We start from the raw sequence: 25,629 nt of genomic DNA on the forward strand, positions 1-25,629 counted from the left end.
GCGCGTGGCGGCGGCCCACGGATTCAAGCCGGAGTGAGGGCACACCGAGCCCAGGCGAGGTGCCAAGTGGTGGGGCAAGAGCCTTTTGCTTACTTTTGGGCTCTCAAAAGTGAGCCGCTGTAAGAGCGGAACCCATATCAGCCGTTACCGAAGAAATGGATATGTACTCCGCCTAATCCAACACGCCAGAAGCCCAGAGGCCGCCACGGTAGCAAGCTCCTCCCTCGCCACAGGCCGCTACAAAGTTGGGTAGATACCTATGGATATCGCGGGCTCGACAGCGGCTACGGGCACCCCGTCATTGGCAGAAGGTTTCGTGCAAATGCCGCCACCGCAGTTGGCCTGACGGCAGTTTCTCGATCACCGCCGTGGCCCGGCGATCATTGAGGACCCCGCTGGCATCCGACTGCAACTCGCGGTAGCTGAGGGTGGCGCCGTGGGCATGCTGGTCGAGCCCGTGCATTTCGCTTAACTCGATGCGCATCCCCGCACGCGCACCGCCCAGGGTTTCGAACAGTTGCTGCAAGGCCCCAAAGTCCAGGCTGTTGCCGTTGGGAGCAATCATCGAGAACTGCGGGGAGAAGCGCGCCAGCAGGCGGTCCAGTACGCCCCGATCGGGGGTGCCGGCGAACCATTGCTCAATGTCGACCAGGGTCTGGGTGACTTCAGTAACGTAATCGCGATAGTCGTTCATCAGCTTTTTTCCAGGAGTGGGTGGGCGGTGACGAGCGCTTTCACGCCCGATGAATCAAAGCGCAGCACGGCCCACAGCGGTACCAGCGAGAGCAGTGCGGCAGCCAGAAAACAGCGCTCGAAGGCATGCGCCGAGTGCGGGCCGAGGACGCTGAGCAATCCACTCAGCACGGCGCCGCCGAGGCAGAAACTCAGTTGCCGATTGATGTTCCACAGGGCGCTGGCGTGGTTCATACGGGCAGGAAGAATGTCGATAAAGGCCAGGGTCTGCGCGCAACTGCTGCACAGGCTGCCGCCCAGGCCCATCAGGGCATAGGCCAGCACCGGCAGCCAGCCTTGCGGTTGCTCGATCAGCACCAGCAGGCCAATGCCCAGGCTTTGCAGCAGGGCGCCAACCACCAGCAACGGCTTGGGGCCCCAGCGGTTGAACCCGCGTTTGCCGACGGCAATCGCCAGCGCCGAGCCCAGCGCCCACGGCAGCATCAGGGCGCCGATCTGCGCGTTACCCCAACCTTGTTGGTGCAGGTACAGCACAGCGATCAGGCTGGTGCCGATGAACACGCCGGGAATCAACAGGTAGACCCACATGGCCAGCCGCAGGGACGGGCTGTGCAACAGCTGAAGATCGAGCCAGGCCGACAGATTGCCCGCGCTATCCTGGGCACGCTGCGTGGCCCGCGGCGCGTCGGCCTGCAGCCAACAGGCCGCGAGCACCAGCGCCAGCAGGGTCAGCGGCAGATTCAGGTAGAACACCCAGCGCCACGACAGCGCTTGCACGATCAGCCCACCCGCGGCCGGCGACAGCGCGGGCACCAGCAACGCCACCGACATCACCCAGGTGGTCAGTTGGGCCCGTTGTTGCGCCGGGAATTGGCGAAACGCCAAGGCCTGGCCGAGGGGGATCAACAGCCCGCCACTGAGCCCTTGCAGCAGCCGCCAGCCGATCAGCGCTTCAATCGACTGGGCACCGGCCACCAACAGCGACGCGCAGCCGAACAGCAGCAGTGACGCGAGGATCAGCCGGCGTTCGCCGAACCGCGCCGCCAGCCACACACTCAGTGGAATGATCAGGGTCAGGCCGAGCATGTAGGCGTTGCTGATCCACGCCAGTTGGGTCACCGAGGCGTGCAATTGCAGCGCGATGTCGGGGTAGGCGATGCTGGCGACGAACATGTTCATCAGGTCGAGGGCGAACCCCAGCAGATACACCAATGCGACTTTCCAGCGATAGGCCATGACAACTTCCCGGTCCAAGAGACGGGCAGGGTAGTGCGCTGCAAATGCTAGAGAAACACTGATTTGCCTGCTAGTTTGTCAAAATTATTTTGACAAGGAACGCCGTCAACATGGTCAGCCTGGACCGTTTCGATACCTTCAAGGCCGTCGTCGAGGCCGGCTCGTTGACCGCCGCAGCCGATCTGCTGGGGCAAACCCGGGCGGTGGTCAGCTTCAACCTCAAGCGTCTGGAAGCCGAGTTGGGGGTGACCCTGCTGACCCGCAGCACCCGGCAACTGGCGCTGACCGATGCCGGTGAGCGCTTTTATCTGCGCTGCTTGCGCACCCTGGATGAAGCACGCCTGGCGATCGAGGAGGCGCGCTCCGAGCACACCCAGCTCAAGGGCACGCTGCGGATCACCACCACCCTGGAGTTTGCCCTGGCCCAGGTGGTGGCCGCGTTGGAGGTGTTCCGCCAGCAGCATCCGCAGTTGAACATTCACTTATCGACGTCCTCGACCCATGCCGACCTGATTTCCGAGCGGTTTGACGTGGCGATTCGTCTGGGGCGTATGCACGACTCCAACCTGCGCGCCGTGCAGTTGTCGACCTTCGAGATTTACCCGGTGGCGACGCGCACGCTGCTCGAACGCCACGGCCCAGTGACCCGCCTGGCCGAGCTGGAGGCACTGCCGACCCTGGGGCACGGGCGGGTGCCCGAGTTGACGGTCACCGACCCCGCGGGCACTGAGCATGTCTATCAACCTCAACCTGGAAAGACCGCGATCATCGCCGACAACTCGGCCACCCTGCGGGCATTTGCCCTGACGGGGCAGGGGGTGGCGATTCTGCCTGAATGGCTGATCGCCGAGGATCTGCAGCAGGGCCGCTTGCAACGCTTGTTGCCCGATCACCGGTTTGCCCAGCAGGGGGTGTATGCCTTGTACCCGGACACCCGGCACCTGCCGCTGAAGGTGCGGGCGTTTATTGATTTCATGAAGGAATGGAGCTGAGGTTGGTAGGTGCCTGTTCGGTCGCCATCGCGGGCACGCCCTGCTCCTGCACCTCTCCTGTGGGAGCGGGCTTGCCCGCGATGCTTTTCGACCTTCAGAGCTGCCCGCGCAAGCCAAACCGCTTCTTCAACACCCACTCCAGCAAGCCCTTGGGCACCCACGCCGCCAGCAGCGGCAGGGCGCGACTGCCGTTGCCCACGCGCAGCAAGCGCGGAGGTCGGTCTTGCTGCACGGCCTTGAGCAGGTCGGCGGCGAACTCGCTGGCGGCGGTTGGCTTGTCCTGGGACGCCTTGGCCCGGGCGCGAATGCCTTCGCGCAGCGGGAACCACGGCGATTGTTCGCTGATCAGTCGCTCGGCTTCGTGGCCGGCATTCTTGGCGAAGCTGGAGGCGATGGCCCCCGGCTGGACTTCCATCACCCGCACACCGAACGGCGCCAGCTCCATGCGCAGGGCATCGCTCAAGGCATGCACGGCGGCTTTGGACGCGCAGTAGGCACCAGCGAACGGCGTGACCAAGACGCCAGACACACTGCCGATGTTCACCACCAGCCCTTTGGTCCGACGTAGCACGGGAAACATTGCGCGCGTGACGCCAACGATGGCGAACACATTGGTTTCGAACTGGCGCTGCATGGCCGGTACGCCTCCATCGAGCAGAGGGCCCATGGCACCGTAACCCGCGTTGTTGATCAGCACATCCAGGCCGCCATGCTGCTGGTTGATGCGCTCGCTCAACTGTTCCAGCGCCGGGCCATCGTTGACGTCCAGTTGCACGGCGGTGAAACCGGCGGCGGTCAGGGTTGCCACGTCTTCGGGCTTGCGGGCGCTGGCCCAGACTTGGTAGCCGGCGGCTTTGAACACATCGGCCAGGGCACGGCCGATGCCGCTTGAACATCCGGTAATCAACGCAACGGGCATGGCGCGGTCCTTGTGCAAAAAAAGAGGGGGAGGGCTCAGTCGGAGAAACTACCCTGCAAACGCTCGGCGCGAAACTCCAGGGTGTGTGGGCGATAGCCAGGGCGCAGTGGCGGCATTGGCAGGCAGTCTTGCCAATGGGCGCCGGCCTGCAATTCGCCGGGACCTCGGTAGCGCGGTGCGGCGTATTGATTGTCCGCCAGGTTGACCGTATCGCCCGGTGCATAGGCGGCGATCCGCCAACGCAATTCGGTCAGCGGCACAGCGTTGCCGTTGTTCATTGTCAGCAGCAAGGGACGGTCCGCCGGGCACTGCTCGGGGGCGTAGGTGATGCGCAACTCCAGGCGCGCCAGTTGCTTGGCCTCGCGGTTGTCCAGCCACACCACCCAGACAGCCACCAACCCCAACCCGAGCGCCGCCGCCAATGACACAGGCAAGGCCTTGGCCGGGTAACGCAACAATAGGACCAACCAGGTAATGACCAGCAAAACGCCGATGAACATGGAGCAAACCTCGCAAGCGGGAACCCGCATCCTACCTAAGCGTAGGGGAGGTTGGCGATCAGGCTGGCTGGGGACGCAAAAAAGCCCCCGCCCAACCCACTGCGGATAGGGGACGCAGTCGGCTGGACGGGGGCTGGTTTGTTGCCTGTGATTACTGGGCGATGGTCTTCACCGACACCCCACGCTCAAGCGGAGTCGAGCGTCCGTAGATGTCCTCGAACCGCTCGATATCGTCCTCGCCCAGGTAGCTGCCCGATTGCACCTCGATGATCTCCAGCGCGATCTTGCCCGGGTTGCGCAGGCGATGCACCGAGGCAATCGGGATGTAGGTCGACTGGTTTTCGGTCAGCAGGAACACGTTTTCATCGCAGGTCACCTCGGCCGTGCCGCTGACTACGATCCAGTGTTCGGCGCGATGGTGGTGCATCTGCAACGACAGGCACGCGCCCGGCTTGACCGAGATGTGCTTGACCTGGAAACGCCCGCCCATGTCCACCGAGTCGTAGGAGCCCCACGGCCGGTAAACCTCGCAGTGGTTCTGGGTTTCGCTGCGGCCCTGTTCGTTGAGGGTGTTGACCATCTGCTTGACGCCTTGGACCTTGTCCTTGTGGGCGATCATCATGGCGTCCTTGGTCTCGACCACGACGATGTTGTCCAGACCGATCACCGACACCAGTTTGCCGTTGCCGTGGATCATGCAATTGCGGCTGTCCTGGATCACCACGTCGCCCTTGCTGACGTTGCCGTTGCTGTCTTTCTCGTGCACATCCCACAACGACGACCAGCACCCGACATCGCTCCAGCCGGCGGTCAGCGGCACCACGCAGGCGCGCTGGGTTTTTTCCATCACGGCGTAGTCGATGGAGTTGTCCGGGCAGCAGGCGAAAGTGGCTTCGTCGAGGGTCAGGGTGTCGGCATCCTGCTCACTGCGTTCGAGGGTCAGCAGGCAGGTGTCGTAGATGTCCGGGTCGTGTTTTTTCAGCTCTTCGAGGAAACGGCTGGCGCGGAACAGGAACATGCCGCTGTTCCAGAAGTAGCCCCCGGCCTGGACGAACTCGGTGGCGCGCTTGACGTCGGGTTTTTCGACGAAGTGCGAAACCCGGCTGACGCCTTCGGGCAGCAGCGCATCGTTGCAGGACTTGATGTAGCCATAGCCGGTTTCCGGTTTGGTCGCCGGCACGCCGAACAGCACCATCTCACCACGCTCGGCGGCCACGGTGGCCAGGGCCAGGGCGCGTTGCAGGGCTTTCTGGTCTTCGAGCACGTGGTCGGCCGGCAGCACCAGCATCAGCTCGTCGCGCCCTTCGTTGACCAGCATCATCGCCGTCAGCGCCACGGCCGGTGCGGTGTTGCGTCCGAAGGGTTCCATCAGGATGCGCTGGGCTTCCAGCTTGCGGGTGCTCAGTTGCTCATTGACGATGAAACGGTGGTCCTTGTTGCAGACCACGATGGGCGTGTCCATGCCCTCGAACACCAGGCGCTCGAGGGTCTGCTGGAACAACGTGTGCTCACCGGTCAGGGCGAGGAATTGCTTGGGGAACTGTTTACGCGAAAGCGGCCAGAGACGTGAACCGCTACCACCTGACAAGATCACTGGAATCATGGTGTTACTCCTCGACAATCGTTTGATTAGGCCTTTGTGGGAGCTAGCCTGCTAGCGATGGCATCACCTCGGTACACCGGTAAAGCCGAGTTGCCTGCATCGCCGGCAGGCCGGCTCCCACAGAGAGCCAGGACATTTCTGGAAATGTATTAGCGGGTCGACACCGGGCGCTTCACCCACACAGGCGACAGGCTGCTGCCGTTGCCGGTGACGTACAGCACCGCGGCTTCACCGCGCTCCAGGGCGACCGGCTTGAGGTCGCCGACTTTTTTCTCGCCCTCGTACAGCGCCAGGCTGACTTTCACCGGGTTGATTTCCCGCTCGCCACGGCCCTTGGCGGCGACGCTCTTGACCACTTCGGTCTTGCCATCGGCGGTCTTCAGCGTCAGGGCCTTGTCGGTGAGGTTCTGCACCCGTACCAGGGACTTCTGCTTGTTCTTGAACGGCGGTTCTTCGATCAGTTGTGGCTGGCCACTGGCGTTGTTGACCAGGGTGTAATAGTGGTCGGCGGCCAGCTTCACCGGCAGGGTCTGGCTGCCGACCTTGGCGCTGTAGTCGCCGCCGGGCATGAAGCTGAAGTCACTGCTGGCCAGCGGTGCAACTTCGCTCAGTTGGGTGCTGCCGACCGTGGCGCTGACTTCGGCGTTGCTGGCGTTGTAGATGCGCACGAAGCTCGAGCCCTTTGGCGCAACGGGACCGTAGAGGGCGGCATCGCCGGCGAAGGCCGACAACGACAGCATGCTCATGCCGGCAACGAGGGCGAAGGTTTTGGCGAGACGACGAGGAGTGGAAGTGCAAGTCATGGGAGTTACCTCTTTTCAGTTTTGCGCCCGGTCGGGCGTCTCGGATTGAGTGTTTGCGGCTACGTTCTGTTGGCGCGCACCGGCTTGTTTGAGTTCTGCGACCCACTGCGGGTCGGCGTCGCCGATTTCGTTGTTCACGGGCAGATAACGTTCAGGAAACTCCCAGATCAGCACCTGGGGCGGGCTGTTCTTGAAGTCGTCGCTTTTCAGGTAACTGAGCATCGGCAGGATCGGCCCGTGGCCGTCCTCGGCGTAATTGACCACGTCGCTGCGCAGGGCCTGCTGCAATGCACCGACGAAGTTCCAGTTGGGGTTGGCGCTGTAGCTGGTGCCGATCAGCGCTACGGGCACTTCGGTGTTGGCGAACAGTGCGTCGTCACCGGCGGGCTGGTCGGAAGCGGCAACGGTGGTGCGCTTGTGCAGCGGTTCTTGCGCCGGCATCAGGTTTTCGAACAGCGGGTCCAGCGGCAGGAACAGGCGCAGGTCGCCCTTGTGCGTGACGTTCTGCGCGGGTTGGGTGACGAAGTCTTGCGGGGCACCGCTCAGCGGGAACTTGTCGGCAATGGTCTTGGCCAGGCGGTTGGCGGCGACCTCGGCACCCTCCGGGGTCCAGTGGGTGTCAGTGCGCAGGAACACTTGCTTGCCGGCGTGCTTGGCCGCTTGCAAGGGGCCGAGCAAATCAGGTGCAGGGATCCGGTCAGCCGCCAGGCGCTGGTGGAAATCCTGGTAGAGGTTGGCGTGGATGCTGGCCGGCTTCACCTCCGCGAGGTGTTCCGGGTACAGGCGCACCTTGGCCGGCACCACCGCCATCACCAGTTGCACGCCTTTCTCTTTCAGCGTCTGGCGCACGCCTTCGACCAGCGCGTAGTTGCCTTGCAGGTTCAGCTCTTCGTTGACGATCGGGTTGAATTCTTCATCGCTGTACAACCACTGGTCGCGCCCGAGCACCACGCCCGGACGGCCTTCGTTGAACAGCTTGAAGTCCAGCGCGGCCCACAGGTTGGTGCCCAGGCGCTTGATCGGGAACTGCTCGTCGTAGTGGGTTTCCACGGCCTTGCTCCAGCGGCCGTTGAGCACGGTCGCCTCGGCGTTGGTGCTGAAACCGAAGAAGCTGCGTACCGACCACAGGCCCAGGACCATCAGGGTCACCAGGAACAGGGCGATGTAGAACACGCGTAATGAGCGGGTCATGGTCAGAGCCCTCAGAACTGGAAGTAAAGGAACGGCGAGAAGCTTTGCGCCGAGAGTTTCAGGATGGAGGCGAGGAACAGCAGCAGCACCAGGGCGCGCATGGCGTAGCGTGGCCAGACCGCCACCGCGCCACTGGCCAGCACCAGGCTGTCACCACCGCGCGGCGGCTTGGCCGCTGTGCCTTGGGGGGCGGCAGGGCGGTTGCGGTAGAAATCCCGCAGGCCAAAGAACGCCAGGGTCGCGTAGGCCACCACCAGGGTTGCCACTTGCAGGCCGGTCAGGCTGGCGCGGTTGAGCTCCGACAGCGACCAGTCGCTGAAGCTGAACATCGCGCCGTACATGCGCCCGGCGACGTGCAGGTTTTCGGCGCGGAAGATCACCCAACCCATTACCACCAGCAGGAACGTCAGGGCCCAGCGGATCGGGTTGAAGCGGTGCGGCGAGGTGTTCAGGCCGATGGCTTTTTCGATCGCCAGCCACATGCCGTGCCACGCGCCCCAGACGATGTAGGTGATGTTGGCGCCATGCCACAGCCCGCCAAGCAACATGGTCAGGAACAGGTTGCGGTAGGTGGTCAGGGTGCCTTTGCGATTGCCGCCCAGGGTGATGTACAGGTAGTCGCGCAGCCAGGTCGACAGGCTGATGTGCCAGCGCCGCCAGAACTCGGTGATCGACTGGCTGATGTACGGCTGCTTGAAGTTTTCCATGAAGCGGAAACCCATCATCAAGCCCAGCCCGATGGCCATGTCGCTGTAGCCGGAGAAGTCGAAGTACAGCTGCGCGGTGTACGCCAGGGCGCCCAGCCAGGCGTCGCCGGTGGTCGGGTTCTGCAGGGCGAAACAATGGTCGGCGACCACCGCCAGGGTGTCGGCGATGAACACCTTCTTGATGAAACCCTGCATGAACCGCGTGCAGCCCTCGGAGAATTTATCGAGGGTGTGGGTGCGGTGGTTGAACTGGTCGGCGAGGTCGCGAAAGCGCAGCACGGGACCGGCGATCAGGTGCGGGAAGATCGCCACGAACGCCGCAAAGTCGATCAGGTTGCGGGTGGCCGGCGTGTCGCCGCGGTAGACGTCGATGATGTAGCTGATGGACTCGAAGATGTAGAACGAAATCCCGATCGGCAACAGCACGTGGGTCAGGATGAACGGCTCCAGCCCCACCGAGGTCATCATGGCGTTGATGCTGTCGACGCCGAAGTTGGCGTACTTGAAGTAGCCGAGGATGCACAGGTCCACGCCCACGCCCAGCAGCAACCAGCGCTGGGCCGGCTTGGTGCGCACGCCGGCGGCACCGACCTTGAGGCCGATCCAGTAGTTCCACAGCGTGACGGCGGCGAACAGCGCGAGGAAGTCCACCCGCCACCAGGCATAGAACACGTAGCTGGCGATCAACAGCAGCAGGTTGCGATAGCGTTGCCCGCTCAGGTAGTACAAGCCGAGGAAGATCGGCAAGAACAAAAACAGGAACACGTTGGATGAAAACACCATCCCGATCTCTCCTAGTTGAACTCACATTCAAGGGCCAACGGCCCCCCAAACCCCCCATGAGAATCTGGAGGGCGACACCTTCACTGTGGGAGCGGGCTTGCCCGCGATTCGGTCTGACATTCACCAAAGATGTCGACTGATACACCGCCATCGCGGGCAAGCCCGCTCCCACAGGTTCTCTATTTCATTGGGAATCTATGTCAGCTCCCTTTGTTAGCCTTGTCATTGGCCGGGTCATAGACCTTGGTCAGATCCCCACCCAGGCGAAAGGACTTGAACGGCTGCATGCCGTGCTTTTTCTCCAGCACATCCGCCGAGCAGCTGTAGAGCGAGCAGTAGGGTTCGAGCCAGGCGAATTTGGAGTCGACCTTGAGGTCGGTCATGTCCTGCTCCTTGCCGTTTTTCTGCTCGAACTCGTCCGGGTCCTTGACCCCGGCCAGCACCCGCTCACCCAGGCGCTTGAGCGCGCTGTTGTTTTCCTGGCGCAGGTCGACACCGTTGACCTGGGCGAAGCTGGCGATCATCGCCAGGGGGGGCAGGGCGTAGTTGTGGTAGGCCAGTGCTCGCTGCTGACGCTTGAGCTCGTTGGGCAGGAAACCCTCGGCGTCGACCTGGTTGGCGCCGACCTTGAACTCCTTCACGGCCCAGTCGAACAGGTCGCGGCGGTTGGTCGCGACCGAGGTGGCCATCACCGACCAGGCAGCCCAGTACGAGTGGTTGTTGGTTTTCTCCAGCGGCAGGTCGTTCCAGTCGCTGACCACCTGATCGGCCATCTTGCTGAACCAGGCTTCGATCTGCTGCGCTTGCTGCGGGTGATTCGCCAGCGGACGGGAGTCGGAGAATTTCAGGCGGATGTAGGCCGAAGCCATGCTGCCCAGCGCCCATTTGCGCATCGACTTGCCGGTGTGGTTGAAGTCCCTGGACATCAGCGCATCGGCCTGGGCCCAGGCGGTCAGCCAGTTCAGCGTGCATTCCAGTTGCTGCGGGCGACCGTCGCGCATGAACTGCATGACCCGCTTGCTGGTGCCGCGCTCGATTTTGGTGATGTCGGCGGTGGTGTCGCGGAAGGCTTTTTCCGATTGCACATTCAGGGTCGAACGGGCCTTGTCGGAGCCTTCGTATTTGCTGCGAAATTGCAGGGCACCGGTGTACGGCGTCGGCACCGCGTCGCAGCCTTCACTGCTGTCGCCAGTCTTGAATTTTTCCACTGGGGCAAAGTAACCCTGGGGCGGACGCAGTGGTGCGGCGGCCTGGGTGGCGCCGGCGAACATCGCCAGGCTGAGCAGGGCCGGTACCCAGAGCTTTTTGCGTTGTGCAGTGTGCATGGCAGACCTCATTGCCCGGCCTGGGCGGTACGTTGCCCAGTGCTCGGGAACACGTTGCGTTTGCAGATTTTCGCTTCGACTTTCTGTGGCGCAGCACCCGCTTGCGGGCCCTGGACTTCAACGGCCAGCAGGTTCTGCGTGGCCCAGTCTTCATCGGTGCGCAGTTCAAAGGCGAAGCGACCGTCGGTGTCGGAGGTTTCCGGTTTGTCGATCTTGATGTCCTCGTGGCGACCGTTCATGTACCAGAGGGTGGCTTGCAGGGTTTTCACCGACGGGTCGGCGAAGCGGATATCGATCTGATGGCTGCTGTTGCGCAGGTCCATGTTCTGGCTGTTGACCATCAACTCGTTCTTGCCCGGCTTGAGGGTCGAGTGGCTGCTCAGGAGCGCGTCCTTGCCTTCGCAACCGTTATCGAGCAGGGCCATCATCTGGCGGTAGATGGTTTCCTGGTCCAGGCGATACAGCGGCGAGAACTCCCAGATGAGGATCTTCGGCGGGGTCTTCTGGAACTCTTCGCTGCCCAGGTATTGCAGCATCGAACCTTCCAGGCCACCGCCGGGGAAGGCGACGTTGAGGATGTCGGCGCCGATGGCCTCTTCCAGGAAACCGGCGAAGTTGTAGTTCTTGCCGCTGTGGCTGGTGCCGACCAGGGTGATCTGCGGGTTGCCGGCATCGCTGAACAGGTCGCCGTCCGCCGCCTCGCCCTTGGGCTCGGTGGTGAACTGGTCCATGTACTGGATGGCGTAGCTGGTGCCGCACAGTTGCCCGGCCATGTTGTGCAGGGTGCCGGTCTTGCCCATGCGCCCGGACTTCCTGGTCTCGAATTCGCGCTTGGGAATGTCGGCGAACCCGGGCAGGTGCTTGACCTTCTCGGCGACGATTTTTGCCGTGCGCTGGGCGCCATAAGGGGTCCAGTGCTGGTCGCCACGGAAGTAGAAGTCATGGGCCGGCAGGGTCTCGGGCAGTGCCTCGTTGGTCAGCGGCGAGAGGTCCGGCACCACGTAGCCCATCTCGGCAAAACGAGCGAGCATGCCCTGGTAGTTTTTCAGGGCCTTGTCGTAATCGAACGCGGCTTTCTCTTGTGGGTTGAGCTTGTTGCGGTTCACCAGGCCACGGGTCGGCTGGTAGACCACCACCAGTTCAATGCCCTTGCTCTTGAAGGCTTCGCGCAGTTGCTTGAGACGGCGAAAGCCCGCCGGCGTGGTGGTGAATTCGGTGCGCAGGTCTTCCTGGGTACGGAATAGCCAGTCGCCCTGGGCTTGTACCAGGGTGGTGAAGTTCTGCTGGTAGCGGGTGGTGTAGTTCTTCGCGTCATGGGCTTCGGGGCACAGGTTGCAGCACGGCTCGGCGCTGAAGTTCGGCGCCTTGGCGGCATCGGCGCTGGCCGCGTCACTGACGCTGAACAGGGCGGCGGCCAGGCCGGTGAGGCCGAGCAGTTTGATCAAGTGGGGTTTCATGGATGTCATCCTCAGTCGCGCATTTCGGTCTGGCGTTCGACGGGGTCGATCAGCACGGCTTTTTGCTGGCGCACCAGCAGGTCGAGGATTTCGTCCTGGCGTTCGCCGAGGATCCCCGAGAAGCTGATGCCACTGGATTTGGTCGGGGCAAGCATCGACACCCGGTACAGCTCGACGCTCAGCGGCGAGTCGATGGACAGCGGTCCGCTGCCGTTGGCGGCCAGTTCACCGCCGACCACGATCAGCGACACCTGGGCGTCGAACGGGTCGAGTTCGATGTCGCGGTCGGTGTCGGAAAGGTCCTTGATGTGGCCGTAGACCCCGGTCAGGCCGTTGGCCATGGCGATGTTTTCGTAGAGGCGGATGTTCACGCTGTTACGAATGCGGATGCCGTGGCGCCGGTTGTTGATGACCTTGTTGCCCCACAGCAGGTTGTCGCCACTCTCGTAGAGGGTGATGCCGTCGGTGTGGTTGCGGTAGATCTCGTTGTAGGCCACCAGGTTGTTGACGCTGTTACGGTCGATCACCAGCCCCGACAGTTTGTTGTCGTAGCTGCGGTTGTTGAAGATGAAGCTGTCGTTCACTTCCCGGGAAATGATGATCCCGTGCTTCTTCTTGGTGCCATGCACGGTGTTGTCGGCAATGATCAGCCCGTGGGAGCGGTCATGGGGGTCGATGCCGTAGACGATGTTGTCTTTGTAGGTGTTGCCCTTGACTACGAAGTCGCGGGTTTCATAGCAGTAGAAGCCGTACCACATGTCCGAGAACTCGGAGTCGACGATCCAGCCGGTCGGCTCAGGGCGCTTGAGCACCTTGGCCATGTTCGGCGTGTACTGGGAAATACTGACCCCGTAGGACTTGCTGTTGGCGTAGCCGAAGCTGGCCATCTGGCTGTTGACGATGTAGGTCTGGGTGCCGCCCCAGGCCAGCAGGAACGGGCGGAATTCCTTGGGTGAGCGGAAGGTGGCCGGGCCGTTGGTTTTCTCGCGCCAGCCGGTGATTTTGCTGTCGCGCACAAACAACTGGCCGTCGTTGACCAGGAACGAGCCGGCTTCCTCGGACAGGCGCAATTCTTGGGTCTGTTTGTCGATGTCGAGGATGCCCTTGGCCCCGACCACGATCGGCAGGCGGGCCAGGAACACCCCGGGTGAGGTTTCGCTGAAGTACTGTTTGGGCAGCTGCTTGCTCAGGTCCTTGAGGTTGAGGTAGCCGTCGTCGATGAAAATCGCCTGGGGGATGCCGTGTTGGCGCACCACCCATTCGGCCATCTTGTTGTCGCCGCCGATGAAGTCCTTCAACGCGTCTTCCTGCATCATCCGCCGCACGCTGACCTTGCCGGCCTTGCTGCGCACGATCTTCGCCTCCACCGCTTGCGCGGTGTAGCCGGACAGGTCGGGCAGCGTCGGCGCGGCCAGCTCCAGGGGCGCCGTCGGCGCACTGCTGACGGTGTAGGTCTTGGCCTGTTGCAGCTCCTTGGCCACGGTCGCCGGCGGGTTTTTGCCCACCGCTGCGCCAGGCTCGACGCTGGCGAACGCAGCGTTGCCTGCCAGCAGCAGGGCAGCGGCCAACAGGTTGATCGCGGGGTTGTTCATCCGGGGCACTCCCTTGGCGGCTCGCATCAGAAGCGCCAGATCACGTCGACGAATGCGCGGTGCATGTACGAGTCGACCTGGTTGCCGTAGGCATCGCCGGGCTTGAACACGCCGCCACGAAAGCGCACCAGCGCCGCTGGCTCGTCGATCGACTTGCTCAGGCTGGCTGGCAGCAAGCCTTGCTTGAAGTACTTGGTGACCACCAGGTCGACTTCCTGGCCGAGGTCCTTGTTGCCGTCTTCCAGGGGCAGCGAGGTGCTCGACAGCAGTGCGCCGGTGACGTCGTCGTAGTTGTTGTCCACGGCATTGATGCCGTTGCTGCCCACCGGCTTGTTGCCGTCGACGCGCCAGAACTTGTGGTAGACCAGGCTGGCGTCGTAGTCGTCCTGGAGCATCCAGGAGCCGAACAGGGTGGCGCTTTGCATGTTGTTCATTTCGCCACGGAAGGCCTCGCCGAAACGGTGGACCCGGGCGCGGGTGCCGGTGTAGTTGGAGCGGTTGCTCTGCAGGCCGTTCTGCTCGTAGTCGGCGCTGGAGCGGGCGTAGGCGGCACCAACCTGCCACTTCGGATCAAGGCGCAGGCGCACCCCAAGGTCAGTGGCCCAGCCGTCGACATCGCCACTGCGCTTGGCTTCGGTCGGGCGGCTGCCATCGGCGTTGAGCGGGTTGACCGTGTCGCGGTCGCCCGACATGCCGGTAATGCTGGCCCAGTAGTTGACCGGGTTGGTATTGCGCCAGTTGTAGGCGTCGCTGTTGGCTTCCAGGCCGACCCAGCTCAGGTCGCCATTCTGTTTTTTGTCGGTGGCCTCGCTCGCTTCGCCCGGTGTCGGGTAATCGAGCTTGCCGTCGTCATGGGTGTGATGGGCGCGCAGGCCGACCCATTGCCCCGGTGTCCATTGAGTCGCGACGTCGCCGAACACATGCAGGCGGTCCTTGTCCTGGGGGGACAGTTCGGTGAGGTCGGTGCGGTATTCGCTGAAGCGTTCGGCGACCCCGACGTTGGCTTTCAGCAGGGTGGTGTCGAAGGTCCAGTTCAACGCTTCGATGTTGGTGTCGCGCCATTGCCCGTCGTCGTTGCGCAGGCGCTGGCGACCGAACTTGAGGACCTCGCCGGGGTAGGGGGTCAGGCCGCCGTAAGCGACCCAGAACTCGCGCATGGCCAGGTAGTTCTTCTTGCTCTTGCGACCGTCGTCGTTGCTGCCCTGGGTGCCTTCAGTGTCGGACTGCTGCAGGGTATCGGTCTCGATGATGTCGGTGGAGGTCACGGCCTGGCCCATGGCGTAGGCGCTCCAGTTGCCGCTTTCGCCATAGACCCACGGACGCAGGTCCAGGCCCACGCCGTTGACATCGCCGCCAGGGGCGGTGCCCAGGTCGCGGTCATCTTCGGATTGACCGGTGATCTTCACGTCCAGGCCCATGTGCTGGGTATCAGTCATCGCCGCCAGGGTCGGGCAGGACCACAGCAGGGCGAAGCTCAGGCCGATGCCAGCCTTTACAAAGGGATTCAACTTCATAGGGATTCCTCACCATCTTCTTGCAGGGCCTGCACGTTCAAGGGGGTCTGGCTGACGGCGCCACGGATCGCCTGTTCCTGTTGCAACAGGCGCTGCGCCTCAGCCCGTTGTGCGGGCGGCAATTGGGCTTCGAGTGTCTGTGCCAGCTCAGTGGCTTGCGGGGTGTTCTGGGCCTTGGCCAGTTGGCTGAAGACATAGGCGTTGAGCAGGTTGGGCTGGGTGCCCTTGCCTTGGGAGAACAGCTGGGCGATGGCGAAGTCGGCGCTGTTCTGGCCGTTGCGCGCAGCGGTCAGCAGGTGCTCCAGGGCTTTTTGCGAATAGACCTGGCCCAGGTAGCCACGGCGGTAGATCTGGCCGAGGTAGTAGTCGGCGGCGACTTCCCGGCCCACGGCTTTCTGGAAATGCGCTTGCGCCTGCTGGGCGTCTGCCGGCACCCACTTGCCGTCGTAGTAGAGTTTGCCCAACAGCAGTTCGGCCCGTGGCTGGTCGGCGGCGCGGCCGTTTTCCAGGTACTCCATCAGCGTGTCGACATCCCCCAGTTCAGGGAAGTCGTAGAGCAACTGGGCCAGGCTGACCCAGGCGGCGGGGTAGGCGGGGGCGATCTGCTCCAGCATGGCCTGGGCGGTTTTTTCGTCCGGGGTGCCGAGGCTGGCATCCGCCAGGACCCGCGCCACGCTGTCGATGCGCTGCGCCGACACGGTGCCGCGGCTGAAGCCGGCCTGCAGTTGCTTGAGCAGTTCGGCCTGCTGTTCGGGTTGGGCACGTTTCTGATAGACCGTGGCCAATTCGACGTAGCAGATGTCGGTGCTGTTGAGCTCGGCTTTGCAGATTTTCTCGACGTCATCCAGGTGCTGGTCGTAGGTGCCCTGGGTGCGATACAGCAGCACCTGGGCCAAGCCGGCTTGTGGGTAACCGGCGCTGCGCCATTGGCTGATCTGCTGCTGTGCATTCACGTCTGGAAAGCTGTGGGGATATTGCAGGTACAGCATCGCCAGTGGGATCAGGGTATTGACCTCGCCGTTGGCGAAGGCCTTTTTCAGCAGGCCCTCGGCTTCGTGCTGCTCGGATTCGCTGGACCCTGGCTTGGCCACCAGCAGGCGGCCCAGGCGGGCCTGGGCACGCGGCGAGGTTTGGGCGGCGGCACGGTAAGTGGCTTCGGCGGCCTTGATCTGCGCCGGGTCACGGGTTTGCACTTGCAGGTCCGCCAGGCCAACCTGGGCTTCGCTGTAACCCAGCGCTGCCAGTTGCTGGTAGTTCTGCTGCGCCAGCGCCGTGTCGCCACGCTTCAGGGCTTCATTGGCCAGGCGTTGGTCGGGCAGGCCGGCGCAGCCACTGAGGCCGATGGCCAGGGCCAGTGCGCAGAACGCATAACCCTTGTGCAAATAGGCTTTTGTGGGCGCCGGGCTTGCCCGCGATGGGCATGGTTGGGTGTGCCCGGCGGACCGAGGCGCTGCTTTCGCGGGCAAGCCCGCTCCCACAATGGCTCGCTCCCACAGAGGCTGCGGTGTTCTTTGGAATGGGGGCGTGATCACAGGCATGTCCTCCGCTTAAAGACCTTTGGCCATGGCTTTGTCGATCAGCCAGTTGAGGGACGGACCACGGTCGCTGCTGACTTCCACCGGGCGGCCGGCGAAGGTGCTGTCCAGGGGGGCGTCTGGCTTGATCTGCACGCGGATGTCGGAGGACAGGTCGGCGCTGTTGAGGCTGGTGCTGCTGACGATCTTGCCGCTGCGCAGCTCGTCGTCGCCGGCCACCTGGAAGCTCACGGCGGTGCCTGGGCGCACGTCGGCGAACTGGCGGTAGGTGAAGCGTGCCTCGACGTTGGCCTGGCTGTTGCGCGGCACCAACTGGAAGATCACGTCGCCCTTGCTGGCGTACTGGCCGTCGGCAACCATCTGCTGGGCCACGGTGCAGTCGCAGGGGGAGGTGAGGGTGCCGGTCATCTGCTTGCCGAACAGTTCCTCGACCTTGGCCGGCTGCAACTGGTCTTGGTCCAGATGGCCCTTGAGTACGTCGAGCATGCTGGTGCTGAAGGTCGCCAGGGGCGCGCCCTTGGCGGCCACGCCGTCGGTTTGCACCAGGCTCTGTACCGTGCCGTCGCGGGGCATGGTGACGTTCATTCCCGGCACGCTGACCAGCCCGGCCTGGGCGTGGCTGACGAAGTACATGCCGTACACCGACTTGAGGATGAAGCCGAATGCCGCCAGGCCCACGATGAAGATCCCGGCGCTGAAGGTCACGGCGCGCAGGCGACCGAAGGCGGTCATGCCGCTGCCACCGTCCTTGACCTTGCGCGCCTTGGTGAAGTTGTCCCGCTGCAGGGTCGCCAGCACGTCGCCCATGGTCACGATATCGCCGGACAGGTGCGAGGTGATCAGGTGGCGCAGGGTCGAGATGTCCTGGGGTTCCAGGTTCTGGAACTGGCAGCCGACGCGACCGGTCTGGCGGTCGAACGAGCGGACCATCAACTCGACGTCCATGGCCAGGCCAAGGTTGTCGATCAGAAACTGCAGCCGCCCCTTTTTCACCTCGCCGACCTTGAACGGGATCTGCCCGCCATTGAAGCTCAGGCCACCGGCCGACAGGTCGATCAGGCGCGCCTCCACGGGCGTGCGGTCCGGGCCGAAGAAGCGCAGCTTGGCCGGGATCTTGACTCGGGCGTGTTGGCGTTGGGCTTCGGATTCATGCACTACGTTGACGTTCACGGCGGTATTCATAGGGGCGATTTCCTAGTTAATTCAGGCAAGGCGGGTCAGACCATCATCAGCAGCACGGCGACGAAAATGCTGCCGGCGGAGAAGGTCATGGTCCGAGACGACCAGGTGTTGAACCAACGTTGAAAGCTGGCGAGATCACGGGTCAGGGAAGTGGGCTGGCGCGTCCAGGACTGCTGGTCGAGGCGAAAGAACACGTAGATCTTCACCAGCGCGCCGACGATCTGGTTGTAATAGAGAATCACCGGGTAGGCCGGGCCGATCCGGTGACCGGAGCAGGACAGCAGCAGGGTCAGGAGCAGCCGGGTGATGCCGATCCACAGCAGGTACACCAGGATGAAGGCGGTGCCGTACTTGAAGCTGGCGATGATCGCCACGGTCAGGCCCAGCAGTGAGGTCCACATCGACACGCGCTGGTCGAACAGCACCACCGAGGTGAACAGGCCCAGGCGTTTCATCCCCAGGCCCAGGGCCCGGGAGTTCTGCCGCAGGTTGTTGCCGTACCAGCGGAACATCAACTTGCGACTGGCCTTGATGAAGCTCTTTTCCGGCGGGTGTTCCACGGTGTTGATGGCGGCGTCGGGCACGTAGAAGGTGTCGTAGCCCAGGCGCATCAGGCTGAACCAGCTGGACTTGTCGTCACCGGTGAGAAACTTGAAACGGCCCAGGCGCCAGTGTTGCAGCGAGTCGCTTTCGACGTCGGCGATGAAGTCCGGGTTGGTGACCACGGTGGCGCGGAATACCGACATGCGCCCGGTCATGGTCAGCACGCGCTTGGACAGGGCCATCGAGCACATGTTGATGTGGCGCTGGGCGAAACGCAGCTTGTGCCATTCGCTCATGATGTAGCCGCCACGCACTTCGCAGAATTCGTTGGTGGTCAGGCCACCGACGTTTTCGAACAGTTGGAACCAGGGCACGGTCTTGCGCACGACACCTTCGGCGAGCACGGTGTCGCCATCGATCACGGCGACCACGGCGCGGTTGTCCGGCAGGTGGCGGGAGATGGCGCGAAAGCCGTAGGCCAGGCCGTCTCGCTTGCCGGTGCCGGGGATGCGCACGAAGTCGAGTTTGACGTGGGCCGGCGGGTTCATTTTTGCCCACAGGCTTTTCACCAGCAGCTCATCGGACATTTCCACGATCGAGCAGACCAGGGTGGTCGGGAAGCCGCACTCGATGGCTTCGCGGATTACCGAGCTGTACACCTGGGCGGTGGTCAACGCGTCGATGCGAAAACTGGTGACCATCAGAAATACATGGGACGGGTCCGCCGCGCTGCCCAGCTTGCGCACTTTGCGCCGCAGGTGCGGGTAGACCACGTAGAGAAACAGCATGCCGCGCAGAAAGTGCGTGGCACCCATCGAATAGCGCCAGATACCCACGGCGCCAATCAGGAAAATAAAGTCCTTGGACTCGGCGTCGAAGGTGGACGCGGGCAACAGCAAGGCCAGGCCCATCAACAAACATAAAAACAACAGCCAACCGGCGGCCTGGAGTAGGCCGTGCTTTAGCCTGTGCATAAGCTGCATCCGTCTAGATCTCGGGTTAACGCAGGCGTACAAACCCGTAGGAGCGGGTGCCCGCTCCTACAGGGTGCTTACCAGCAGATGCCTTCGGTGCGACCGCTCACGCTGGTGGCCTTGGACATGAAGCCCACCAGGTCGATGACCTGTTTGCCGTGGGGGGCGTCCAGGGCCAGGGCGCGGAACTTCTCGTCGCGGTTACCGAGGATGATCACGTCGCAGTTGTCGATCACCGAGTCGAAGTCCGAGTTGAGCAGGGACGAGACGTGGGGGATCTTCGACTCGATGTAGTCGCGGTTGGCGCCGTGAACCCGGGCGTACTCGACGTTGCTGTCGTAGATGCTCAGGTCGTAGCCCTTGCCGATGAGCATTTCTGCCAGGTCCACCAGCGGGCTTTCGCGCAGGTCGTCGGTGCCGGCCTTGAAGCTCAGGCCGAGCAGGGCGACTTTGCGTTTGTCGTGGCTTTCGACGATGTCGAAGGCGTTCTGCACCTGGGACTCGTTACTGCGCATCAGCGAGTTGAGCAGCGGCGCCTCGACGTCCAGGGAGCTGGCGCGGTAGGTCAGGGCACGCACGTCCTTGGGCAGGCAGGAACCGCCAAAGGCGAAGCCGGGGCGCATGTAGTACTGGGACAGGTTGAGGGTCTTGTCCTGGCAGACCACGTCCATCACATCGCGGCCATCGACGCCGACGGCCTTGGCGATGTTGCCGATCTCGTTGGCAAAGGTGACCTTGGTGGCGTGCCAGACGTTGCAGGTGTACTTGATCATCTCGGCCACGGCGATGTCCTTGCGGATGATCGGCGCGTCGAGTTCTTCGTACAGTGATTGCAGAACGTCGCCCGAGGCGGTGTCGAATTCACCGATGACGGTCATCGGCGGCTGGTCGTAGTCCTTGATCGCCGTGCTTTCACGCAGGAACTCGGGGTTGACCGCAACGCCGAAGTCGACGCCGGCCTTCTTGCCCGAGCAGTCTTCGAGAATCGGGATCACCATATTGGCCACGGTGCCCGGCAACACGGTGCTGCGTACCACGATGGTGTGGCGGGTGGTCTTGTCGCGCAGGACAAAACCAATCTCGCGGCATACCGCCTCGATGTAGTTGAGTTCCAGGTCGCCGTTTTTCTTGCTGGGCGTACCCACGCAGATCATCGACAGGTCGGTGTCGCGAATGGCCTCGGCGAAGTTGGTGGTACCCCGCAGGCGACCGGTCTGGATGCCTTGTGCGAGCAACGCTCCCAGGCCCGGTTCAACGATCGGCGAACGACCGGCATTGATCATATCGATCTTGTCTTTGGCGACATCGACGCCGATAACGTCATGGCCCCGTGCAGACAGGCAACCGGCACAAACTGCACCGACGTAACCCAAACCAAATATGCTGATGCGCATCGCATTTACCTCTGTGTTTATCACGCCATTAAATGGCCGAAGTTAATAGTGTTCAGCGGTCGTCATTAATGCGGAAGTGCGGCAGGCGAACACCGCACTGCCTTTTACTGGCATGCTCAATGGCGAGTGTCTAAATAAGTGCACTCAAGTTGTGCGTAACTTGGCCTGATTATGTTGGCTCGCCCTGACAGGCAGCCGGGCTCCCTTGGGGGAAGCCGTGGTGCAACAGCCGGGTGGTTCCAAGGTTCGGCAAAATGCCAGTAACCTCAATCACTTAGGTGCTCGTGTGAGCACGCTTGTGGGGGCGCAGCCTTGGCCTATTGGGCAATAGTGAGGTGAGGCAGTCTCCTGTCGTTCACTGTTATCCCGATTTAATGGTGCGTCCTGCCAAGTTCACGCTGACAACTTTGTGAGTGGCTTGGCACTTGGCGTAAGTTATCTCCTACAGCGGCGTGGAGAATCGTTACCGGTGGTATGAGCGGCGTATTTTCAGATAGTTCATGGCCGTTCATCCCTCATTCTGAAATTTCTTGAAATATTGGCAAAGATGGCACTGCTCTCATATTGATAGCACTTACCGTTTGGCCCTTTATTAATGGGGCGTTAATTGGCGAAGATAGTTTTATGCCACTACCGGATTAAAAAACCGGTGCCACTAGTGAAAAAAATCACCCCTGTCGAGTGAAATTAAAGTTAGCGCAACGGGCGGGTGGTTTTTTGGCGCCATGAAAATGGCGTGATGGCGCGCAGAGATGGGGGGGAGTCGAGCGGGGCGCACGTACCGCTGGTCGGGCCGTGCGCCAGGAGGGGGCGTCAGTCTTCGGCGTGGTCGCGCAGGAACACCAGGTTGTCGGGTTTCGACTGTTCGGCGCTGTAGCGGTAACCCTGCAGGTCAAACTGCTTGAGGTCGGCGGGGGTGTTGATGCGTTCCTGGATCACGAAGCGGCTCATCATGCCGCGGGCCTTTTTCGCGTAGAAACTGATGATCTTGTACTGGCCGTTCTTCAGGTCCTTGAACTCGGTATTGATGATCCGGGCGTTGAGGGCGCTGCGCTTGACCGCCGAGAAGTACTCGTTGGAGGCCAGGTTGAGCAACACGTCGTCGCCTTGCTCGGCCAGGGCTTCGTTCAGCCATTCACTGATCTGGGTGCCCCAGAACGCGTACAGGTCCTTGCCCCGGGCGTTGGCCAGCTTGGTGCCCATCTCCAGGCGGTATGGCTGCATCAAGTCCAGCGGGCGCAGCAGGCCGTACAGGCCCGAGAGCATGCGCAGGTGCTGCTGGGCGTAATCGAAATCGGTTTCGCTGAAGGTCTGGGCATTCATCCCGGTGTAGACGTCGCCCTTGAAGGCCAGCAGCGCCTGCTTGGCGTTCTCTGGGGTGAACGCCGGGGTCCAACTGCCAAAGCGTGCGGCATTGAGGCCGCCGATCTTGTCGGAAACGTGCATCAGTTCACTGATCTGCGCCGGGCTCAGCTCGCGCAACTGCTGGATCAGCGCCTGGGAATGATCGAGGTATTGCGGCTGGGTGAAGCGCTGGGTGGCCGGCGGTGTTTCGTAATCGAGGGTCTTGGCGGGGGAAATCACCATCAGCATGAAGTCGTCTCCTTTAATCGTGCGGGGATTCTAGGGGGTTGGGCGGTTTGACTCCAGCTATGAGGGCGATAGGCGCCGGGCGGTGTGCGTGAGATCGGAGAGGCGACGTGCGGATGGGCTATAGTGCCGCGGGGTTTTGGAACGGAGACATCCCTTTGCGTATCGCTTTACTGTTTGGCGCCTGGCTGTTCAGTGCGGGCGCGCTGGCCGCGCCCAACGAACCGGCCACCCTCGATCGCAGCACCTGGCCTGAGCAACTGAGCAGCCCGACCCTGTTCGATGTCGCCTCGCGGGCGGAGATCCTCGCGTTCTCTCGGGCCCTGCTCGACAGTGAAGGGCTCGACGAGACGGCCCTCAAGCAGCGCCTGGGCTTGCGCATGATCAATCTCGAGGCGATCAATGCCGTGCGTGAGCGGATGTGGTTGCGCCTGTTGGCCAACTACGGCTTCGCCGAGCAAAGCTGCGACCAGGATGCCTCCTTCTGTTTCCTGGTCGAGGACCGCGAGACCTTGCGCCAGCAGGCTGCCAAGTTCGAACTCGGGCCGGACTCGTTTTACACCCGCTGGGCCGAGCCGAGCCGAGAGTTCCACCAGCGCTACCTGGACGAACAATTGCGCAAGGCCGCGTTGCTGCCCCAGACGAGCAGCGAAGTCGAGCTGTTTGGCGACTATGAGCGCAATGGCGAGCCCCTGCATGACCGGTTGTTTGTCCTGAGTTTCGACAGCGGTGCCAATCTGGTGCCGGATCACACGGCATGGCTGACCGAGTACCTGCGCAAGGCCAATCTGTCCGGGGTGTTCTTTGTCTTGGGCAGCGATATCCAGAGCCGCCTGGCGCAACAGTCGGTGGCCCAGTTGCAACAGCTTTACGCGCGCCAGTGCGTCGGGGTCCAGGGGTGGCAGTTCCGTTCCCACAGCCATTGGCAGGACTGGCAGTACTCGGTGACACGCAGCGTCGAGCTGGTGAAGAACCGGCTGCCGGACAACTACGTGCCGCTGTTCCGCCCACCCAATGGACAACGACGCGCCGATGCCGCGGGGTTTTTCGAGGCTCAGGGGTTACAGGTGGCGCTGTGGGACATCGATCCGGCCGACAGCACCCGGCAACTGACGGGGGAGCAGAGTGCGCAGCGGGTCTTGACCCTGATGCTGCTGTGGCGCCACGGGGTGATCAATTTCAACACTCGGCAGGATGGGGTGAAAACGGCGCTGCCCTGGCTGTTGGCGCGAACGGCGCAAAGCGGGATCGGTTGGGAGGAGTGCCGGCAGGCTTTTCGCTGAAAAGGCAAAAGCCCGGAATCATTGGGCTTGGGCCGATTTCGGGGGGTAATTCGGTGCAGGCGGACTTCCGACTTTAACGGTGCTGGCGCCATGCGCCAAGCGGTATTTATCGGGTTAAAAAATAAACTTCAAAAAAGCATCAAAGTGCTTTTTTCTGTCACGGGTTTTGGAGTATTACGAAGACAGACCGCCGAAACCTGCAACACAGGTGGCGTCTTCCAAGACCCCTTGTGTGCAATTCACTTGAGTCGTGCCGTAGGCGCACGGTCAGTGAATTCGGTGGCCACTTCGAGGCGCAGCACTGTCACGGTATTGCGTCGAATGGCTCCCACAAAGGTGACCGAGTATGGATGATCACGGACGTAGTTCTTCCTCCAACCAGCCAATCCTTTATGTACTCGATACCAACGTATTGATTCACGATCCCAACGCGCTGCTCAACTTTGAAGAGCATCACGTTGCCATCCCGATGACCGTCCTTGAAGAGCTGGACAAGCTCAAGAGTGGTCATCACAGCGTTGCCGCCGAATGCCGCCAGGCCATTCGCCTGATCGACAAGACCCTGGGCGATGCGTCCCCTGAAGACGTTGAACTGGGCGTGCCGATCCAGCGTGGAAAAAGCGGGCCCAAGGGGCTGCTGTCGATTCTGATGAGCAAGCGCGCCGAACCGAACATCGTTCTGCCCGAGCACCTGAACGACAACATCATCATCAACCAGTTGATCGACCTGCACGCGCGCGAGCCGGAACTGCCCGTGGTGCTGGTCACCAAAGACATCAACATGCGCCTCAAGGCCCGCGCCTGCGGGATCGCGGCGGAGGACTACAGCACCGACCAACTGGTTGATGACGTGTCGTTGCTGCCGAACGGTTATCACACCATGACCGGCTCCTTCTGGGACCGCGTGAGCAAGGTCGAGACCCGTCAGGACCATGGCCGCACCTGGCACCAGGTGCAGTTGATCGACAACCTGCCGGCGGTGCACATCAACGAATTCATCATCGACGAGCAGGGGTTTGTCGGCTGGATCAAGGAAATCCAGGTCGACAAGCTGCTGATCCTCGATCTGCATCAGGAACCCCTGTTGCACCAGGAAGCCTGGGGCCTGAAACCTCGCGACATCTACCAGAGCCTGGCGCTGTACGCGCTGCTGGACCCGGATATCCACCTGGTCAACCTGTCGGGCGCTGCCGGTTCCGGTAAAACCATCCTGGCCCTGGCCGCGGCCATCGAGCAGACCATGGTCAGCAAGCGCTACCGGCGCATTATCGCCACCCGCAGCGTGCAGGGGCTGGACCAGGAGATCGGCTTCCTGCCAGGTACCGAAGCGGAAAAAATGGAGCCTTGGCTTGGCGCCATCACCGACAACCTCGAAGCCTTGCACATGGATGACGAAAGCACCCATGGCAGCGTCGACTACATCCTCAGCAAAGTGCCTTTGCAGTTCAAATCCCTGAACTACATCCGCGGTCGCAGCTTCCAGCAGAGCCTGATCCTGATCGACGAATGCCAGAACCTCACGCCGCACCAGATGAAAACCATCATCACCCGTGCCGGCGCCGGTTCCAAAGTGGTGTGCCTGGGTAACCTGGCGCAGATCGATACCCCTTACCTGTCCGCGACCAGCTCCGGGCTGACGTACCTGACCGAACGCTTCAAGGACTTCCCCAACGGTGTACACATCACCCTGCAAGGGGTGCCTCGTTCGATTCTGGCCGAATACGCCGAATCCCATCTGTAACCTCCTCGGCAAACACGGGCGGCTCAGTGCCGCCCGTGTTCGTTTGTGGAGCGGACTGATCCAATAATCCTG

At 62.3% G+C, this 25,629-nt stretch carries 20 protein-coding genes; 3 read left to right on the plus strand and 17 right to left on the minus strand.

The window, feature by feature from the left end:
* Positions 1–298: 298 nt before the first annotated feature.
* Positions 299–694, minus strand: a complete 396-nt coding sequence (locus H7995_RS08860) for a DUF4440 domain-containing protein (RefSeq protein ID WP_182343582.1) — start codon at positions 692–694, stop codon at positions 299–301.
* Positions 694–1,929 carry an MFS transporter gene (locus H7995_RS08865; protein WP_182343584.1) on the minus strand — a complete coding sequence of 412 codons (1,236 nt, stop codon included), beginning with the start codon at positions 1,927–1,929 and terminating at the stop codon, positions 694–696. The genes H7995_RS08860 and H7995_RS08865 overlap by 1 nt, the downstream gene beginning before the upstream one ends.
* A gap of 110 nt (positions 1,930–2,039) precedes the next feature.
* On the opposite strand from H7995_RS08865, the gene H7995_RS08870 reads away from it, so the two are divergent.
* On the plus strand, positions 2,040–2,921 hold the full coding sequence (locus H7995_RS08870) for a LysR family transcriptional regulator (protein WP_166588690.1): 882 nt from the start codon (positions 2,040–2,042) through the stop codon (positions 2,919–2,921).
* A gap of 94 nt (positions 2,922–3,015) precedes the next feature.
* Here the strand turns inward: H7995_RS08870 and H7995_RS08875 are convergent, their stop codons facing one another.
* From H7995_RS08875 to yaaA, 15 genes are all read right to left on the minus strand, one after another.
* Positions 3,016–3,840, minus strand: a complete 825-nt coding sequence (locus tag H7995_RS08875; protein WP_185818249.1) for an SDR family oxidoreductase — start codon at positions 3,838–3,840, stop codon at positions 3,016–3,018.
* 35 nt (positions 3,841–3,875) lie between these two features.
* Positions 3,876–4,340 carry a multidrug transporter gene (locus tag H7995_RS08880; RefSeq protein WP_166588688.1) on the minus strand — a complete coding sequence of 155 codons (465 nt, stop codon included), beginning with the start codon at positions 4,338–4,340 and terminating at the stop codon, positions 3,876–3,878.
* Positions 4,341–4,491: 151 nt separating this feature from the next.
* A complete protein-coding gene (locus H7995_RS08885; RefSeq protein ID WP_166588687.1) occupies positions 4,492–5,943 on the minus strand; it encodes a mannose-1-phosphate guanylyltransferase/mannose-6-phosphate isomerase in 1,452 nt (483 codons plus the stop codon).
* Positions 5,944–6,092: 149 nt separating this feature from the next.
* Positions 6,093–6,746, minus strand: coding sequence for an alginate O-acetyltransferase AlgF (locus H7995_RS08890; protein ID WP_166588686.1), 654 nt, complete (start codon positions 6,744–6,746; stop codon positions 6,093–6,095).
* Positions 6,747–6,761: 15 nt separating this feature from the next.
* Positions 6,762–7,937, minus strand: coding sequence for an alginate O-acetyltransferase (locus H7995_RS08895; protein ID WP_166588685.1), 1,176 nt, complete (start codon positions 7,935–7,937; stop codon positions 6,762–6,764).
* 11 nt (positions 7,938–7,948) lie between these two features.
* On the minus strand, positions 7,949–9,427 hold the full coding sequence (locus tag H7995_RS08900; RefSeq protein ID WP_185818250.1) for an MBOAT family O-acyltransferase: 1,479 nt from the start codon (positions 9,425–9,427) through the stop codon (positions 7,949–7,951).
* A 200-nt stretch (positions 9,428–9,627) separates the two neighbouring features.
* The gene (locus H7995_RS08905) at positions 9,628–10,752 is read right to left on the minus strand and encodes a mannuronate-specific alginate lyase (protein ID WP_185818251.1); all 1,125 of its coding nucleotides are present in this window, start codon (positions 10,750–10,752) and stop codon (positions 9,628–9,630) included.
* Positions 10,753–10,760: 8 nt separating this feature from the next.
* On the minus strand, positions 10,761–12,209 hold the full coding sequence (locus H7995_RS08910) for an alginate O-acetyltransferase (RefSeq protein WP_166588682.1): 1,449 nt from the start codon (positions 12,207–12,209) through the stop codon (positions 10,761–10,763).
* Positions 12,210–12,220: 11 nt separating this feature from the next.
* Entirely contained in the window at positions 12,221–13,828 is a 1,608-nt protein-coding gene (gene algG / locus H7995_RS08915; RefSeq protein ID WP_371927738.1) for a mannuronan 5-epimerase AlgG, read from the minus strand.
* Positions 13,828–15,315 (minus strand): alginate export family protein, encoded by a 1,488-nt coding sequence (locus tag H7995_RS08920; protein WP_166588680.1) that lies wholly within the window; start codon positions 15,313–15,315, stop codon positions 13,828–13,830. The genes algG and H7995_RS08920 overlap by 1 nt, the downstream gene beginning before the upstream one ends.
* Positions 15,312–16,853: an alginate biosynthesis TPR repeat lipoprotein AlgK gene (gene algK, locus H7995_RS08925; RefSeq protein ID WP_425312221.1), complete on the minus strand. Its 1,542-nt coding sequence runs from the start codon at positions 16,851–16,853 to the stop codon at positions 15,312–15,314. The genes H7995_RS08920 and algK overlap by 4 nt, the downstream gene beginning before the upstream one ends.
* A gap of 9 nt (positions 16,854–16,862) precedes the next feature.
* Positions 16,863–18,032 (minus strand): alginate biosynthesis protein Alg44, encoded by a 1,170-nt coding sequence (locus H7995_RS08930; protein WP_166588678.1) that lies wholly within the window; start codon positions 18,030–18,032, stop codon positions 16,863–16,865.
* 35 nt (positions 18,033–18,067) lie between these two features.
* Complete coding sequence (gene alg8 / locus H7995_RS08935) at positions 18,068–19,549, minus strand: mannuronan synthase (RefSeq protein ID WP_371927735.1); 1,482 nt, start codon at positions 19,547–19,549, stop codon at positions 18,068–18,070.
* A gap of 77 nt (positions 19,550–19,626) precedes the next feature.
* A complete protein-coding gene (locus H7995_RS08940) occupies positions 19,627–20,943 on the minus strand; it encodes a nucleotide sugar dehydrogenase (RefSeq protein WP_185818252.1) in 1,317 nt (438 codons plus the stop codon).
* 813 nt (positions 20,944–21,756) lie between these two features.
* A complete protein-coding gene (yaaA, locus tag H7995_RS08945; RefSeq protein ID WP_182343600.1) occupies positions 21,757–22,536 on the minus strand; it encodes a peroxide stress protein YaaA in 780 nt (259 codons plus the stop codon).
* Between the two features lie 155 nt (positions 22,537–22,691).
* Between yaaA and H7995_RS08950 the strand changes: the two genes are divergently transcribed.
* Positions 22,692–23,816 (plus strand): polysaccharide deacetylase family protein, encoded by a 1,125-nt coding sequence (locus H7995_RS08950; protein WP_166588674.1) that lies wholly within the window; start codon positions 22,692–22,694, stop codon positions 23,814–23,816.
* Positions 23,817–24,162: 346 nt separating this feature from the next.
* Positions 24,163–25,557, plus strand: a complete 1,395-nt coding sequence (locus tag H7995_RS08955; protein ID WP_166588673.1) for a PhoH family protein — start codon at positions 24,163–24,165, stop codon at positions 25,555–25,557.
* Positions 25,558–25,629 lie beyond the last annotated feature (72 nt).

Source organism: Pseudomonas kielensis, from assembly GCF_014236655.1.
Taxonomy (GTDB): domain Bacteria; phylum Pseudomonadota; class Gammaproteobacteria; order Pseudomonadales; family Pseudomonadaceae; genus Aquipseudomonas; species Aquipseudomonas kielensis.

Bases quoted from the DNA above. Each gene is read 5' to 3' on its own strand.
- H7995_RS08860 (WP_182343582.1), bottom strand. From the start codon at position 694: ATGAACGACTATCGCGATTACGTTACTGAAGTCACCCAGACCCTGGTC.
- H7995_RS08865 (WP_182343584.1), bottom strand. From the start codon at position 1,929: ATGGCCTATCGCTGGAAAGTCGCATTGGTGTATCTGCTGGGGTTCGCC.
- H7995_RS08870 (WP_166588690.1), top strand. From the start codon at position 2,040: ATGGTCAGCCTGGACCGTTTCGATACCTTCAAGGCCGTCGTCGAGGCC.
- H7995_RS08875 (WP_185818249.1), bottom strand. From the start codon at position 3,840: ATGCCCGTTGCGTTGATTACCGGATGTTCAAGCGGCATCGGCCGTGCC.
- H7995_RS08880 (WP_166588688.1), bottom strand. From the start codon at position 4,340: ATGTTCATCGGCGTTTTGCTGGTCATTACCTGGTTGGTCCTATTGTTG.
- H7995_RS08885 (WP_166588687.1), bottom strand. From the start codon at position 5,943: ATGATTCCAGTGATCTTGTCAGGTGGTAGCGGTTCACGTCTCTGGCCG.
- H7995_RS08890 (WP_166588686.1), bottom strand. From the start codon at position 6,746: ATGACTTGCACTTCCACTCCTCGTCGTCTCGCCAAAACCTTCGCCCTC.
- H7995_RS08895 (WP_166588685.1), bottom strand. From the start codon at position 7,937: ATGACCCGCTCATTACGCGTGTTCTACATCGCCCTGTTCCTGGTGACC.
- H7995_RS08900 (WP_185818250.1), bottom strand. From the start codon at position 9,427: ATGGTGTTTTCATCCAACGTGTTCCTGTTTTTGTTCTTGCCGATCTTC.
- H7995_RS08905 (WP_185818251.1), bottom strand. From the start codon at position 10,752: ATGCACACTGCACAACGCAAAAAGCTCTGGGTACCGGCCCTGCTCAGC.
- H7995_RS08910 (WP_166588682.1), bottom strand. From the start codon at position 12,209: ATGAAACCCCACTTGATCAAACTGCTCGGCCTCACCGGCCTGGCCGCC.
- algG (WP_371927738.1), bottom strand. From the start codon at position 13,828: ATGCGAGCCGCCAAGGGAGTGCCCCGGATGAACAACCCCGCGATCAAC.
- H7995_RS08920 (WP_166588680.1), bottom strand. From the start codon at position 15,315: ATGAAGTTGAATCCCTTTGTAAAGGCTGGCATCGGCCTGAGCTTCGCC.
- algK (WP_425312221.1), bottom strand. From the start codon at position 16,853: ATGCCTGTGATCACGCCCCCATTCCAAAGAACACCGCAGCCTCTGTGG.
- H7995_RS08930 (WP_166588678.1), bottom strand. From the start codon at position 18,032: ATGAATACCGCCGTGAACGTCAACGTAGTGCATGAATCCGAAGCCCAA.
- alg8 (WP_371927735.1), bottom strand. From the start codon at position 19,549: ATGCACAGGCTAAAGCACGGCCTACTCCAGGCCGCCGGTTGGCTGTTG.
- H7995_RS08940 (WP_185818252.1), bottom strand. From the start codon at position 20,943: ATGCGCATCAGCATATTTGGTTTGGGTTACGTCGGTGCAGTTTGTGCC.
- yaaA (WP_182343600.1), bottom strand. From the start codon at position 22,536: ATGCTGATGGTGATTTCCCCCGCCAAGACCCTCGATTACGAAACACCG.
- H7995_RS08955 (WP_166588673.1), top strand. From the start codon at position 24,163: ATGGATGATCACGGACGTAGTTCTTCCTCCAACCAGCCAATCCTTTAT.